The organism is Streptomyces sp. CA-294286 (assembly GCF_050947155.1).
GTDB lineage: Bacteria > Actinomycetota > Actinomycetes > Streptomycetales > Streptomycetaceae > Streptomyces.
This window is the reverse complement of sequence record NZ_CP192005.1, coordinates 3,504,592-3,520,080: the sequence shown is the minus strand read 5'-3', so window position 1 is coordinate 3,520,080 and position 15,489 is coordinate 3,504,592. Positions and strand designations below refer to the sequence as shown.

Sequence of the window (15,489 nt, the reverse complement as noted above, 5' to 3'; positions counted from 1 at the left end):
CCAGCCTACGCGTCGTTCCGGTATACCGTGCAGTCCAGGGGCCACGGTGGGCACACTGGGCGTCCATTCACACTATCCCAGATCGACCCTATGGCGTCCCGCAGGAAGAGTATGTCGCCCAAAGCGCCAGCTCCTCCCATGATCTTCCCGCCGACCCCGCGTCCAGGCCCCTGAGCCTTCCCGCCACCCTTTACCCCGCCCCGCAAGGCGGCGCTTCCCTGTTTGAGGAGCCCGAATTCCCCGGTGTCATACCCTGACGGCAGATGGACGGAACGGACGTTGACGTCGTCAACAAATATCTTGGCTACCGCCTCCGCCATCTCACGAGTCTGCGCCGAGAACACTACGTACTTAGTCTGATTCTTACTACCCATCTTATTTCGGATCGTCTGTGCAATCTTTTCGGCACCTGCTTTTCCATTCGATGTGACGTCATCGACGGATTCAACACTGACGATTGCCCCGGAATCCCATGTCACCTTGATGAAGTCTGCGGTCGTTCCACGCACCGGTGATTCCCCATTGGGAAGGTCCACACGCCCCTTCTCCATCTTTGCATTCAGATCGTCCTGGTGAAGATACTTAGACCCGGTTCCAGTGGATGAGTCATAGTATTTACCTGAGTCTGAAAGTGTTTTATTCATGTGGGGAAGGACAGCCCTACTAGAGGGACTATCCCCATCAGCCGCTACGACGTGCGGAATTCTGTTCTCGTCTGTATACACTCCAGAATCTGGATAGTAGGTCAGGGGGGCGTACTTCCAATCGTCCCCGTTTGGACGGTGCCCATCGAGCTCGGCGAAGCTAGCGGGGTTGCCGCCCGCGAAGGCGTACCGGTTGCCGGTCATGGGGTCACTACCGAGGCCCATGTCCGCGAGCGCCCCGTTGTACATGTCCCGGCTGGTGAACCGGTTGAGTCCGGGGCTGTAATTTCGGAAGCCCATGTCGTACGTGGCCGAGGCTGCGTCCCATCGCTTGGAGTTGAAGCGGTAGGGGTTGTACGCATCCTTGGTGGGGTTGGTGGCCGAGGGCTTGTCGATGCCTGTGAACTCGGTGGTGTCGTCGGAGCCGTAGGCGGTGTAGCCGTACGTCGCCTTCGCGTTGCCGTCCTTGTCCGTCAGGGTTTCGACGTCGGTGTGGCTGTTGTAGCCGTAGTACGACTCGTCAGTCTTGCCGTCGGCCGTGTGCTTGACCTGGGAGAGGCGTTCGCCCCAGGGGCTGTACTGGTAGGACGCGGTGAGCTTGGTGGCGACTTCCTCGGTGAGGACTTCGCCGGACATACCCAGGTAGTTGTACTCGGTCTTCTTCCCGTCCTCGGTCTTGGAGGTGGTGCGGTCGAGGGGGTCGAAGGCGTACGTCGTGGACTTCAGAACGCCCTTGGCGTCGGCCTTGTCGTGTTTCACGACGTGGTCGAAGCCGTCGTAAGTGTTCTTCTCGATGACCTGGGTGCCGGACTTGACGGAATCCTGGCGGCCGAACGGGTCGTAGACGTGGTCCGCGACGGCGGTGCCGACGGTGGTCTTCAACAACCGGTTGCGGTCGTAGCCGAAGGTGGTCGTCTTGCCCTTGACCGTCTGGGAGATGACGTTGGCGTTGTCGTCGTGGACGTACGTCTCAACGCCTGCACCGTTGCCGGTCTTGGTCGCCGTGGCGAGGCGGTCGGCGGGTTCGTAGGTGTACTTGGTGGTGGAGGAGAGGAGCTTCGTCGCGTCGTCCGCGTTGCGCTTCTGGGCGACGTCCTCCGCCTTGTTGCCGTTGGCGTCGTACGCGTAGGCGTGGTCGGAGATCAGGGTCCCGTCGGGCTTCTTCTCCGTCTGGGTCTTGAGGGCGCCGTCGAGGTAGTAGGTGTAGCCGACGACGTTCTTGTTGCCCTTGATCTCCTGCTTCTTCTGGCCCCGGTCGGTGTAGTCGTAGGTGGAGACCTTCGCCGCCGGGTCCGAGGACGACTTGCCGACCGTCACCGTCTTGACCAGTTCGCGCAGGTCGTAGGTGTAGGAGGAGAACTGGTCGGGGTGGGTCTGGGTCTTGGGCTGGCCGTTCTCGTCGTAGGTGTAGGCGGTCTTCTTCTTCTCCTGGCCCGCGAGGGCTTCGGTGACCGTTTCGACCTGGTTGAGGCCGGTGTAGGTGACCGTGTACGCGTCGATGCGGCGGCCCGAGGAGGTGTCGTCGACCGAGGTCAGGTTGCCGTTGACGTCGTAGGCGTAGTCGAACCGCTTCTTCTCGACGTCCGCCTCGGCAGAGTTGTCACGGACCAGCTTGACGCTGTCCGCGGCGACCGTTCCCAGACCGGATTCGGCGAGCTTGAGGTGGGCTTCGGTGCCCTCCTTGAAGTCGTAGTCGCCGATCTTGACCCAGCCGTCGGTGTTCGTCCGCTGGTCGACCTTGACGTTCGTGGCGCCCTTGGCGTGGGAGAGGGAGTACGTCGCGGACGGGGAGGCCCCGGCCACCTTCGGGTACTTGACGTACGCCGCGTACTTACCGTCCTTGGGGATGTTCAGCGTCCACTGGAAGGCGTCCGTGCCCGTACCGGGAGCATGGACGTTGTCGCGGCCCAGGGTGCTCTTCCACTCCTGTGCGCCGGTGGCGGAGACGTTCTGCTTGTCGGTGTTGTTGACCATGACCACCGACGTGCCGACCGGAATGCCGCCGTCCTGGAGGGACTTGAGCTTGCCGTCGGGGTAGTGCTCCCACGTCATCGTGCGCGTGGCGGAGCCGCCCGCCGAAACCAGGGTGCGCTTGGACTGCTGGCCGAAGTCGTCGTAGTCGTACTTGGTGACGATGTCCCACGGGTCCGTGGAGGAGCGCACCCAACCGTTGTCGTAGTACTCGTAGGTGGTGTCGTTGCGAGTGGTCTCGCCGGAACTGGGCGGCATGGAGACCTTCGCCACCCGGCCGACCGCATCGTAGGTGGTCTCCGTGAAGACCTTCTTGTTGTAGCGGCCGTCCTTGGGGTCGTAGGGCTGGTACTGCCTCTTCGGGCGGTTCAGGGCGTCGTAGGTCGTCTCGGAGGTGAAGTCGTCGGCGTTGTCCGTGGTGGCTACGCCGCGCGGCGAGAAGGTCTTGATGCGGTTGCCGACCTGGTCGTACCCGAACTTCGTCTCCCGGATCAACTTGTCAGCATGCGGGGCTTCGACCGACACCAGCTTGGCGCGGTCGTCGAAGTGGCGGACGACGCGGTTGCCCTCGGCGTCCGTCGCGGCGACCGGGCGGGAGTCCTTGTCATACTCCTGGCGGCTGGTCTTGCCTGCGGCGTCCGTGGTCGCGATGACCCGGTGGTTGAGGTCGTAGTCGGTCTTGGCGGTGAAGTCGTCCGGGGACGGGGTCTTGTTCTTCTTCGGGTCGATGACCTTGACCGGGTTGCCGACGCCGTCGTAGAGGTAACTGACCTTTTCACCGGCCGCGTTGGTGACGTCGGTGAGCTGGTAGATTTCGTCGTAGGTGTTAGTGGTGACGTAGTCCTTAGCGTCCGCCGTCGTCGCCGTGCCCTTGGGCTCGGTCGTCGACGTCAGGTTGCCGACCTTGTCGTAGGCGTATGTCGACTCCCGCTTTGCCGAGGTCGGCGTGTCCTGCGGGGCCGTGGCCCAGATGAGCTGGTCGGCCTTGTCGTACACGGCGGTCGAGATCGCACCGTTGATCGCCTTCGACTGGGTGACGTTGTCGTTGGCGTCGTAGTCCGGAGCAATCGACTGGAGGACCTTGCCAGCAGCCTGATCCTTCGGGACCGTGGAGACCAACGGACGCCCGTACGTGTCGTAGGTCTGGGTGGTCTTCTTGCCCAGCGCGTCGGTGACCGTCGTGACCTGACCGCGTTCGTCGTACGCGGTGAGCGTGCTGCGGCCCTCGGCGTCGGTGGTCTTGCGCGGGTAGCCGGTGGGTGTGAAGTCCGATGTCAGGGTCGCGTTGCCGTTGGCGTCCGTCGCCCTGGTGAGCTGGCCGAAGCCGTCGTAGTCGTACTTCGTCGTGAAGTCATCTTGGACATCGCCGGACTTGACGCCCAGCGGGTCGGTGACCTTGTTGAGGTTGCCGAACCCGTCGTAGTCGAACTGCCAGGAATAGCCCTCGGCTGAGGTCTTCTTCCACAGGTCGGCCGCGTAGCCGTCCGCCCGGGTCTGGTACTTGTAGCGGACCGAGTGGGCCGGGAAGACGTCCGGGCCCGCGCATTCCGCTGCGGTCGGGACGCCCGCCTTGTTGTCCTCGGCGCTGCGTTGCCAGATGGGGAAACCGGTCTTGGGGTCGTAGCAGTAGGCGGTCTTGGCGCCGTTGTTCTCCTCGATGAGGGTGACGTTGTGGTCGTCGTCCCAGGTCATCTTGGTGGTCTGGGACTTGGCGTTCGTCACCGTGGTGGCGCGGTCGAGGCCGTCGGTGAGGTAGGTGGAGGTGTGGTTCTGGGCGTCGGTCACCTTGGTGGTGCGGCCGCTGCCGGTGGGGGTGTAGGCGAAGGTGGTCCCACCGCCGAGGCGGTCGGTGAGGGTCTTGGTCGACCAGCGGTACTCCGGGTCCCGGTCGTAGGCGACCGAGGTGGCGTTCCCGCGCGGGTCGGTGACCTTGGTGAGCTTGACGTTCTTGTTGCCCTGCGCCGCGTCGTAGCCGAACTTGAAGACCTTCGGCTGCGCGCTCCCGTCGCCGTCCGTGAGCCGGCCGAGGGTGCCCTGCCGGGTGTAGTGGAAGGTGACTTTCCGGCCCGAGATGTCGGTCATCGACTTCACGTGGTCGTAGATCTTGGGGTCCCACAGGACGTAGCCCGGGGCGATCTCACCGTTCGCCTCGATGTACTCGTACGTCTTGTCGCCCGGCAGCCAGTAGTCCAGCTTGAGCGAGGTGCGGCCGGCCGGGTCCTTGATCTCCTTGAGGAACTTGACCCAGCGGTTGCCGGAGTCGCGCACCTCGTAGACGTAGGTCTGGGTGTTGCCGTTCTTGTCGACGACCGAGCGGAGGTATCCGTCGCAGTCGATCTTGAATCGGGTGCCGTCCGGGCGCGTCATCGTCCACGCGTCCGCCACGTCGTCCATGCCGTCGGTGCAGGTCACCCCCGCCTTCGGCTTGAGGAGGTAGTGGTACCCGGCGGAGGAGCGCCAGGTGCCGTCGCCCTGCTTGCGGAAGAGGTGCTGGGTGCCGTCGCCGTCGGTGATGTAGACCTCGCCCGGCGCGCGGTCCGGGTGGAAGTCGAGCATCGTGCCGAGCCGCATCGGACCGGCCGCCTGCGCGGACCAGCCGTGGCCCAGCTGGGTGTCGGAGGTGTCCTGGGCGTTGTAGGACAGGCGCAGGAAGGTGTTGAGGCCGCGGCCCGGGTTGTTGAAGGCGTTGTACGACCACACGCCGTTGCCGGATCCCAGGTTGGACATGAACGTCGAACCGGCGCCGGTGTTCTTGCCGGTGTAGGAGTGGTACTTCTCCATGCCCAGGCGGTCGGCGGTCGGGTCCTCGACGGCGACGGGCTGCTCCAGGCCGCCGATGGAGTCGGTCCTCGACAACCAGGTGCTGTTCTTGGCGTTGAACACGTCCCAGATCAGGACGTGGCCTTCACGCCGGTTGCCCTCCACCGGCGGGGCCTTGACGGTCGCCTTGACGACCGCTCCCTCACCGGGGAGCAGCGCGGGGACGTCGGTGCGGAGGTTGAGTGCGGGGGTGTCGGTCAGCTGCGAGCCGTCCGGCAGTGCCCAGCGGTAGGACAGCTTGCGCTCGCCCGCGGGCCAGGCGCTGTCGCTGGTGTTGGTGAGGGTGACGTCGACCGGGTAGGTGTTGTCCTCGGTCATACGCTGCGGGGTGTGCGGTGCGTAGTACGTGTTCCACGGGGTGGAATCGACGTAGATCACGCGCAGCTGCGGGCGGAGACGTTCCTCCTGGGCCTCGCCCGAGAGGAACATGGTGCGTTCCTGCGGGGCGGTGGTGGCCTCGTTGTTGAGCTTGATCACCGCGCCCTTGTTGTCGGCCGGCTTCTCGACCCACTTCTGGGTCAGCGAGGTGGCGTCCCAGGTGTGGCGGCCGAGGTCGCTGACGATGCCGCCGACGGAGTCGGAGACCGCGGGGCCGATGTCACCGCCGGGCTTGGTCCACGCGGTGGTGGCGTCCGCCTTGTTCCAGGTGGCGGCCGTCTCCGCGAACTCACGGCTCAGCGGCGCCAGTTCGTAGGTCGCGCCCTTGCTGCCCGTCGTGGTCTGCGCACCCCACAGCTGGACCTGCGACTGGAGGACCGTCGCCGTGTCGGGGACGGAGCCGGTCGGGAACGTGAACGCGCTGCGGGTCGTTCCCTCGGTACTGGAGTTGTTGCCGACGCTCAGCCAGGTCTGCTCGCCGCCGTCGGCGGGCAGCTTGTCCAGGTTGGTGTCCGGCTTCAGCGACGACAGGGTGGTGTCGGCCGTCGCGGGCAGGATGCGCAGGGTCCGGCCGGCCTTCGGCACGCCGACGTCGCGCACCGGTGAGCCGAGGACCTTGCCGCCCTTGGTCTTCACCGCGACCTGGTAGTAGTGCGTGCGCCCGATCTCGTTCGCACTGGCGGCCGGGGTCGGGGCGGCCGAGACGTCCCGGTAGGACGTGCTGCCCTTCGCCACGGGTGCGATCAGGGTGTCCGGGCCGGCGGTGAAGCCGGGCTGGTCGGAGCGGTGGATCTGGTACTCGGCCAGGTCGTTCGCCGCGTCGCCGGAGGTGTTGGTGTACGCGGCCCAGGACAGCTCGGGGCCGTTGCCGTGCACCACCGTGGGCTCGCGCAGCTCCGTGCCGACCGCGCCGTATGTGACGGTCAGCCGGGGGAAGTTCGCCGTCTCGCCGTCGTAGTCGCCGTCGGCGGACTCGTAGCGCGGGCCGCCGAGCGGGCCGGTGGCGGACTCGTCGACCGCCTTGACGACGAAGCCGTGGTTGGCGGCCGCGCCGTCCACCCACTTCTGCACGGTGTCCTTCACCGGGAAGCGGTGCCACTGGCTGTGCTGGCCCTTGGTCTTCACGACCTGGGCGTCGGCGACCAGGCGCACGTCACCGGCGAGGGCGCGCTCGTCCTCGTCGCCGCTGTCGCCGAGCGTGATCTTCCCGGCGGTACCGCGCGCGAAGTCCACCGGGGCGCCCAGGGGCTTCCACTCCCCGCCCTTGGCGTCGCTCTGGTCGAGGGTGGCCTTCGCGGTGCCCTTGCTGCCGGTCACCGTGTACGGGGCCTTCGTGGCCGCGTTCTCCAGGTCGGTGTTGGGGACGCGCACGTCCACCCGGTACGCACCGGTTTCCGGGACCTTCGGCTGCCAGGTGTACGTTTCGCCCTTCGCGGCGTTCTTGTTGTACGCGAAGTCGCCCTCCGCGGCCTGTTCCTTGGGCCACTCACCGACGGCAGCCGTACTGCCCTGCGTGCCGGCATCGGCCTGCACCGACGTGCCCGAGACCTCGCCGACCAGGGCGTTGGTGTTGGTCCAGTTCGCGGTCGACTCGTCCCACGCGCCGGTCGCCCGGTGCGCGGCCAGCGGTACGTCGTAGGCGTTGGTGGCGTGCACCTGGTCGAAGTACAGACCGAGGCGCGCCGAGTCGATCTTCGTTCCGGCCGGGATCTGGTCGAGCGGGAACTTCAGCAGCGAGCGGGCCACGCCCGCGCCGGTGCGCCCGACCGACATCTTCCACGAGGCGCCGAAGTTCTCGTCCGGGGTGTCGGACAGGACCATGGTGTCCTGCGACTGACCCGGCTGCGGGGCCACGGTGAGCGTGGGGTCGACGGTCACCGGGTACTGGCGTGCCGGGTCGGCCAGCCACTGCGCGTCGGGGGTGACGGTCAGCCGCCAGTCCTTCCCGTCCGCGGTCAGTTTCTGGGTGACCTTGTCGGTGCTGACCTGCCCGTACGCCGAGGTCTCCGACTTCTTGGAGTCCGTCATGTACGGGGCGGGGATCACCAGCACCGGGTGGTTCGACGTCTCCCCGTAGAAGGCGATCGACCCGCCCGCGCGGGCCTTGGGCGTCAGCCCCTCGGTGCGCAGCTTGAAGGTGAAGGAGAGCGGCCCGTCCGGCTTCTTGGCCAGGACGATGTTCTCCTTCACCTGCCCCGCGCCGACCTGATAGACGAGGTCTGCCCCCGACTTCGGGTCCTTGTAGGTGACCGTGTCGCCCTTGACCGCCGGCGTCAGCGCGCCGGACGCACCGTCCAGGCCGAGCGTGACCAACCGGCCGCCCCCGACCTCGTACCGCAACAGTTCCTCGGCCGTGCGCCCGAAGTGGCTGGTGGCGGTGTTCGTGGCATTGGTGAGTGCCTTGCCGGAGCTCCGGACCGCCGTGTCGATCGGCTTCCAGGAAGAACCCTGACGGTACGAGGTCGGGAACGCGGACAGCTCCGCCTCCACCCGACCGTCCGAGAGCTGCCAGAAGCGGGCGCTGGAAGTACGCTCACCGGTCAATTCCTTCACGCGCTTGGCCTGCGGCGCGTTCTTGCCCTGCGGGAGACGCTCCCTGCTTGAGATCTCCAGCTTGCCGCCCGCCGGCGGTTTGTCGTCATCGTCGCTGTCTCCGCCGAACCACCCCGAGACGGTGTCCGCGAAGCTCTTGCCGTCTCCGTCGTCACCGCCCCCGGGTGCGGGTGCCGCGTAGGCGATCTGCGGAACCGCAGTCCCCAGCACGGCCGAGACGACGAGGGCGGCGGTGAATCTTCGGTGCCGAATCCTCACTTGCTTCAACTTCCTTCCCCCTGGCCGGAATTCGCCTACGCGGCCAAATTCGGGCAGGGCTATGCACTGGCGGGGAATTTCCCCGCCAGTGATGAAGAAGTGAAAACCTAGGCATGCTCCTGTCACATCGTCAACGGGCCGTGAATGTCCGTAACTTGCGTCTACATCCGGGTATTCCATGGAATTCAGGAAGCCCTTACGGCCCTATCAAGCCAAGGGTTGGCGCACGCGGTGCACCTGCTGTAGAACTTCCCGGCATATCTCCGACGACAGGAAACCCACCCATGCCCACACCCATAGCTGACCCCAGATCCGACGAGAATCCCGCCGAGCCTGCTGATTCCACGAGTCCCCACAAATCACCCGCATCACGCCGCCGGCGCCGGGCTCTCGCAGGCGGGGCCGCCCTCCTCGTAGCTGCTGCGGCGGCATACGGCGTCTACACCCTGACCGGCCAGAACACGCTAGCCAAGCCACCAACCCCCACCGCCGCCGTCACCTACTCCGTCACAGGCACCGGCACCGCCGACATCACCTACCTCGCCACCAGTGAACAAGGCACCGCCACCACGGAAAATGCCGTGAACCTCCCCTGGAAGAAGACAGTCCAGGTACCTCTCGGCCAAGAACCGTCAGTCAAGGTCCAACTACCGCAGCAGGGAGGCGAGGCCACCTGCCGCCTCGCGATCCGCGACCAGCACCAGCAGCGCGCGACGGCCTCCGGGCCATACGGTCGCACCACGTGCACAGCAGTGCTCGCCGGCGAAGACGCAACGACGGAGCGGCCATAGAGGTTGACGGCAAGCGACCATACTGGCGAACCCTCGGCCCACCGTTGTGCCGCCCAACCATCCTTAGCCTGAGGTTGGCGTCCCTGCTCACCTAGGCTTAGGGATGGGCGCGGGGCTGGAGCCCTGCCGTGCCTCAAGCCCGTATCCCCTCGTCGCTCGCGGCCCTCGCCGTACCCGTCGCCGACCTGTCCCACTACCACCGCAACCCGCGCACCGGTGATCTCGGAGCGATCTGCGCAAGCCTGTCCGCGAACGGCCAGTACAGGCCGATCGTCGTCAACCGGGGCACCCTGACCGGCCGGGCCAACGAGGTCCTGGCGGGGAACCACACCCTGAAGGCCGCCCGGCACCTGGGCTGGGAGCAGATAGCCGTCACCTGGCTCGATGTGGACGACGACGCGGCGGCAAAGATCGTCATCGTCGACAACCGATCCAACGACCTCGCGGGATACGACACCGCCCTCCTCGCGGAAGTTCTCTCCGAGCTGCCCGACCTGGAGGGCACCGGCTACGACCAGGAGCAGGTGGACGATCTCCTCGACACCACCGCCCTGCCCGCCCCGATCGAGCTGCCGACCGACGGCACCGGAACCGGTGCCGCCGCCACGGTGGACTACCTCCAGTGGGGGTACATGCAGTGGTCCTCGACCCGCGTGCGCATCACCCAGGCCGAGGTCGAACTCCTCGACGCCCTCTACCAGCGGTTCGTGGCCGACCAGGACAGCGATCTCGGGTTCGGGTGGCACGTCCTCAACGAGGAGCACCACGCGTCCGAGGGGGCCATCGCATGACCCGCCTCGACGTCCGCTTCGATCCCGTCTACCCGCTGGCGAAGCTGCGCCCCGCGGACTACAACCCGCGCCGCCTCTCCCCCGAGTCGTTCATCCGCCTCCAGGGCTCACTGAGCCGCCACGGTGTCGTAAAGCCGGTCATCCTCAACGCGGATGGAACCCTCGTCGCCGGCCACCAGAGGACCAAGGGTCTGAAGGCGATCGGGCAGGAGACGACTCCGGCGATGATCCTGCCGCAGAAGGTCCGCCTCCAGGACGAGATCAAGTTCAACCTCCTCCACAACCGAGTCGAGACCGAGTCCTCTCTCGTCTACGCGGAGCCCGGGCCGATCGGCCAGTGGTGCTGGATTCCGTGGCAGTCCATCCAGGTTGCCGAGTCGAAGAACGTCCCCTTCCAGCAGGCGATCGCGTTCATGACCGCCGCCCACGGAGCGTGGGGGTCCGTCGTCATCGACGACCAGGGGCGCGTCGTCCTGAACGCCGAATACGCGGCCGTCGCAAAGACCCAGCGGTTCGACGTCCTCGCCTGGACCTGTGCATCCTCGGACGCCGGCGAGCTGGTGCAGGATCTCACCGGCGAGTACGGCGTCTACGACTGGACCGGCCTGGAGGAACAGGCCCCGGTGTGGAACCAGCACATCGTGCAGCCCAACCGGCTGCGCGAGCACTCCTCGAAGGCGAAGGCCGACCAGGTCCGCTACAAGTCCGAAGTGTGGGAACGGCTCGTCCGGCCAAGGATCACCACTTCTACCCGGATCGTGGACTTCGGGGCCGGTCACGGGGACTACGCCCGGCACTTGCGCGCCGAGGGGTACAAGGTTCAGGACTACGAGCCCTACCGCACCCTCAAGGGCAAGTATTCGCTCGACATCCGCACGATCGTCGGCCAGATCCGCGGCATCGAACGGGAGCTACGGGCAAGGGGCCTGTACGAGGTGGTGGTGCTGGACTCCGTCATCAATGCCACCACGTCGCTGGACTACCAGCACTGGGTGCTCCTCACCGTGAATGCGTTGTGCGCGGCAGACGGCCAGGTCTGCATCGGCACCCGCAACCTGGACAGGGAGCTGGCGTACGAGAACTCCGGCCACTCCATCAGCCGTGACTCGACCCGCCTGAACTTCCTCGACAGTGAGAACGTCGACATGCGGTTCGTGAAGGGGAAGTGGCAGCGCATCCGCTTCCATACCCCCGAATCCCTGCGCGGGCTGTTGCTGCGGTACTTCGAGGACGTGCAGCTCAGCGACGCCTCCCGGGCAACCGTCAAGGCCGTCTGCCACAATCCTCGCGCGTTTGCCGCCGAGGAATACGAAGAGGCATTCCGCAATGAATTCAATATGCCGTATCCGAATGAGTACCGGCATAACAAGCATGAGGGAATTGTCGGCATTCTGGTAGAATTGATCAAGGATAGGAATAGCGAAATGGAGGGGTGAACGGAATGAAATCGGGGGCGGACCCAGAACAGGTTCGCATCGAAATAGAGGCGACGGACACCTACCGCATCATGTGGCTGGCAGGTGTCCGCGAGGTCGACCTCACCGAGCACTGCCTCAAGACGTTCGCCGAGTGCGACCGCCACGACGTCACCCACCGCCGACGCACCCAGACTCTTCTGCTGCCGGCACACAACCCGCCCGCCGCCTGGTACCTGTGCGCCCTGCCCATCCCCTGGGACTGGGGCCGCAACGCACACCTCGCGTTCGAGCACGCACCTGGTGGGAACTGGGAAGGGGACGCGACCGTCCCCGGCCTGAAGGTCAAGCTGACCAACGCCCTCCCCATCACCGCGTGGGGCGAGCACAGCATCCCCCTGGACGCCCCGCTGCGGTCCGGCCGCCGCTACCGAACATGCCGGAACTGGCAGTTCGGATGGTGGCTCAAGACCCACCGGGATGTACCCGACGCTGCACCGCGACCGCCGAAGGTGGAGCCGGACAGCCGGGGCGAACAGCTGGCCTTCTGACCGCCCGAAAGAGGCCCAACTGATCGCGCAATTAATCCCCTTGTGAACACTGTCGACGGCCCGGTAATCTTTCCGGGCCGTCGAGCGTGACACGACGGCTCTACTGACGAGGACCCCACTCGGGCTCCAGGAGGCACCTATGAGGGAGCGGCGTAGAACCCGCCCCTGACTCGCAACAAGCGGGCCAGGGGGTGCGGTTCATTGACCCGGCTGCTGTCGCCAGATGCGACGGCGCCACCTGAGGGAGACGTGTGCCTTCAGGCGGTTAGCCAGGTCGTTCCACCGAACCGACCCCCTAGGAGCCCGCCTTGTTCGACCGCCTTCTCGACATCCTGTCCCAGGGACGCACTCTCCGCGCCCTCGTCGACTTCCTGACGATCGTCGTCCGCCTCATCCCGGCCCTGTTCGCCGTGATCGCCTTCATCCCCGCGTTCGTCGTGTTCCCGTTCGTGGCGGCCGGTCCGCGCCGCCACATCCTCGACCTCGTGGACCGCCTCACTCACTGGACGCTGGGCAAGCACATCTAGGCCGCTGCTCACGCCCCGCGCCTTGACCGGCGCGGGGCAAGCCCCCCAGACCAACAGTCCCCCGTGCCTGTCTTCGCTACAGGATCATGGAAGGGCGGCGTGGGGTCCGGGAGTTGTTCATGGGCCGCCCCAACCGGGCGATTAGGGCCGCGATCACCCAGCGCCGTGCGGACGCGATCGACCTCAAGCTCGCGGGCGTCGACTGGCTGACCATCGCCCGCAAGCTCGCCGCCGACCCGTCGGTGAACACCGACGGTGTGGCGTACCCGCAGGGGTACGGCATCGACAAGTACAAACGGGGCCAGGAACCACCCACGGACAAGCGCCTCATCGAGCTGGCGTGCAAGGACGTCTCGAAGGCCCTGCTGGAGCGCACCACCGCCCTTGACGGGAACAGCGACGAACTCCGGCAGCTCATGGTGGAACGCCTGGAGCGGCTGTTCTTCACCGTCTACCGGGCGGCGATCCGCTCCGGCGACTACCAGGCCGTGGACCGTGCGGTGCGGATCATCGAGCGCAGCAGCCGCCTCCTGGGCCTCGACCGGCCGGTCCGTGCGGAGCTGTCCGGGCCTGACGGTGGCGCGGTGCAGGTCGAGACGGCGGGTCTGACCGAGCTGGAGCGCCTGATCGCCCTCGCCGGGACCACCGAGGGCGAGGGTGCCGAAGGCTGATGAGGCTGCGGTCCTCGCCCTGTACCGGTCGCTTCCCGCGCACCAGCGCCGCGAGATCGCCGCAGCCTCCACCCCAGAACTCCGTGCCCGGCTCGTGCGCATTGAGCGCGAGCTGGCGATGGACCGTTCCCCCGGTGCGATGGCGTCGGTCCTCACCGAGGGCCGCGAGATGCAGGCCCCGCACCTGGCGAAGATCGACGCAGCGTTCGAGCGGGTCGCCGCCGGGAAGCCAACGAAGCTGCTCCTGACGATGCCTCCGCGGCACGGCAAGAGCCGCCGTGCCGCGAGGTGGGCTCCGCTCTGGTATTTGCGGCGCCGCCCGGAACACCGGGTGATGATCGCCTCGTACTCCTCCGACCTGGCCGACGACCACGGCCGGTGGATCCGGGACGCCATCCTCAACTACAGCCCCCAGCTCGGAATCAGCCTGCGCCCCGGCTCCTCAGCTGCGAACCGCTTCGACCTCGCCGGGACCGAGGGCGGAGCCGTCATGGCCGGTGTCGGCGGCGGCCTCACCGGCAAGGGCGCCCACCTCGCGGTGGTGGACGACCCGATCAAGGACGCCGCCGAAGCCTCCTCCCCCACCATGCGCAAGCGGCTGTGGGAGTGGTGGCAGGCCGTCCTCCTCACCCGTATCGAGCCGGGCGGCTCCGTCATCCTCATCCAGACCCGGTGGGACGAGGACGACCTCGCCGGCCGCGTGCTGGCCGACGAGGGCGACCGGTGGACGGTCATCGACCTGCCCGCCCTCGCCCTCTCCGAGGACGACGCGCTCGGCCGCCCGGTTGGCACACCCCTGTGGCCCGAACGCTATGACCACGACGCCCTCGCCGAGATCCGCCGATCCGTCGGCGAACGCGTGTGGTGGTCGCTGTACATGCAGCAGCCCCGCCCGCAGGACGGCGGCGTGTGGGAATGGGCGTGGATCACGAGCAACCGCATCAGCGCCGCCCAGTTCCGCGGCATCGATCTCACACGCATCGTGGTCGCCGTCGACCCCGCAGGTGGGGAATCCGCTGTCGGCGACGAGACCGGCATCGTGGCTGCCGCGACCGACCGCGACGGGCACCTGTACGTCCTGGACGACCGCTCGGGCAATCGAGGCGCGGACGCCTGGGGGCGGGAAGCGTGCCTGCTCGCGATCGAGCTGCGGGCGGACGCGATCGTCGTCGAGTCGAACTACGGCGGCGACATGTCCCGGCAGATCCTCAACCAGGCGTGGCAGGAGCTTCATCGAGAGAAGCGCACGGAGGACATGCTGATGCCCGCCGTCCTGTCCGTCACGGCGAAGCACGGCAAGAGACTGAGGGCGGAGCCGATCGCCCAGTTGTACGAGCAGGGCCGCATTCACCACGTTGGCGAGTGGCCGGTGCTCGAACAGCAGATGGTGACGTGGGTCGCCGGCATGGACAGCCCGGACCGGATGGACGCGGCGGTGCACGCGATGACGCAACTGGCCGACCCGCAGCACAGCGGCGTTTCCTCGACCGTCTACCGGGACGGACGGCTCTCTGGTCGTCGGTGACGCACGCAACGATTCCCCGTCCACTGTGCGCCCGCGCATCAAAGTGCATCACGATCCCGGCGACAGTAGCCAGCCAGCGCCTGACGACGGAGAACCTTCAGCTCACCCTTTCGCAGGACGGCGCTGTTCGATTTTCGGCGGCTAGCATCCCTCATACGCCGCCCATGAAATTTCATGGAGGAATTTCACAGGGCCTCCAACTGCACTGTCCCCACGGCCGCCAGTAGTACTTACTGCGCCCGGGAATATCGAACAGAGAGAGAGCCGCTCAGATGCAGAACTTCACCAACGGCATGCCTGCTACCCTCATTCCGGGCAGTTGGGTAAAGAGCCGTAAGAGCGAAGCCAACGGCACATGTATCGAGGCCCTTCAGCTCCCGAACGGGCGAGTGGCCCTGCGCAACTCGACGCATCCCAGCGGTCCCGCTCTGGTCTTCACCGCCGCCGAGATGGACGCTTTCCTCGACGGCGCGAAGAACGGCGAGTTCGACGCCTTCGTCGCATACAACCCACGGTCGTAGAAGGCAAGTTCGGGCTTCACCCTCCTGCCGGGCGTGTCATTATGCTGCATATGACACCTCGGTAAGGAGCACG

General features: G+C 66.5%; 8 protein-coding genes. 7 read left to right on the top strand and 1 reads right to left on the bottom strand.

Annotated features, from left to right (window positions below; all coding sequences use genetic code 11):
* Positions 1-5: 5 nt before the first annotated feature.
* Positions 6-8,624: a DNRLRE domain-containing protein gene (locus tag ACQPZG_RS20450; protein ID WP_433547188.1), complete on the bottom strand. Its 8,619-nt coding sequence runs from the start codon at positions 8,622-8,624 to the stop codon at positions 6-8.
* A 919-nt stretch (positions 8,625-9,543) separates the two neighbouring features.
* On the opposite strand from ACQPZG_RS20450, the gene ACQPZG_RS20445 reads away from it, so the two are divergent.
* The 7 genes from ACQPZG_RS20445 (at position 9,544) to ACQPZG_RS20415 (ending at position 15,416) form a co-directional block, all read left to right on the top strand.
* Positions 9,544-10,206, top strand: coding sequence for a ParB/RepB/Spo0J family partition protein (locus ACQPZG_RS20445; protein ID WP_433547187.1), 663 nt, complete (start codon positions 9,544-9,546; stop codon positions 10,204-10,206).
* A complete protein-coding gene (locus ACQPZG_RS20440) occupies positions 10,203-11,642 on the top strand; it encodes a ParB N-terminal domain-containing protein (RefSeq protein WP_433547186.1) in 1,440 nt (479 codons plus the stop codon). The genes ACQPZG_RS20445 and ACQPZG_RS20440 overlap by 4 nt, the downstream gene beginning before the upstream one ends.
* 5 nt (positions 11,643-11,647) lie before the next feature.
* Positions 11,648-12,172: a hypothetical protein gene (locus tag ACQPZG_RS20435; protein ID WP_433547185.1), complete on the top strand. Its 525-nt coding sequence runs from the start codon at positions 11,648-11,650 to the stop codon at positions 12,170-12,172.
* Between the two features lie 308 nt (positions 12,173-12,480).
* Positions 12,481-12,699: a hypothetical protein gene (locus ACQPZG_RS20430; protein ID WP_266663669.1), complete on the top strand. Its 219-nt coding sequence runs from the start codon at positions 12,481-12,483 to the stop codon at positions 12,697-12,699.
* Positions 12,700-12,818: 119 nt separating this feature from the next.
* Positions 12,819-13,370, top strand: coding sequence for a hypothetical protein (locus tag ACQPZG_RS20425; protein ID WP_433547184.1), 552 nt, complete (start codon positions 12,819-12,821; stop codon positions 13,368-13,370).
* Positions 13,357-14,895 (top strand): terminase large subunit domain-containing protein, encoded by a 1,539-nt coding sequence (locus tag ACQPZG_RS20420; protein ID WP_433547183.1) that lies wholly within the window; start codon positions 13,357-13,359, stop codon positions 14,893-14,895. Before ACQPZG_RS20425 ends, ACQPZG_RS20420 begins: the two co-directional genes overlap by 14 nt.
* 293 nt (positions 14,896-15,188) lie before the next feature.
* Complete coding sequence (locus ACQPZG_RS20415; RefSeq protein ID WP_433547182.1) at positions 15,189-15,416, top strand: DUF397 domain-containing protein; 228 nt, start codon at positions 15,189-15,191, stop codon at positions 15,414-15,416.
* The last annotated feature ends 73 nt before the right edge of the window (positions 15,417-15,489 follow it).

Bases quoted from the DNA above. Each gene is read 5' to 3' on its own strand.
- ACQPZG_RS20435 (WP_433547185.1), top strand. From the start codon at position 11,648: ATGAAATCGGGGGCGGACCCAGAACAGGTTCGCATCGAAATAGAGGCG.
- ACQPZG_RS20425 (WP_433547184.1), top strand. From the start codon at position 12,819: ATGGGCCGCCCCAACCGGGCGATTAGGGCCGCGATCACCCAGCGCCGT.
- ACQPZG_RS20415 (WP_433547182.1), top strand. From the start codon at position 15,189: ATGCCTGCTACCCTCATTCCGGGCAGTTGGGTAAAGAGCCGTAAGAGC.
- ACQPZG_RS20440 (WP_433547186.1), top strand. From the start codon at position 10,203: ATGACCCGCCTCGACGTCCGCTTCGATCCCGTCTACCCGCTGGCGAAG.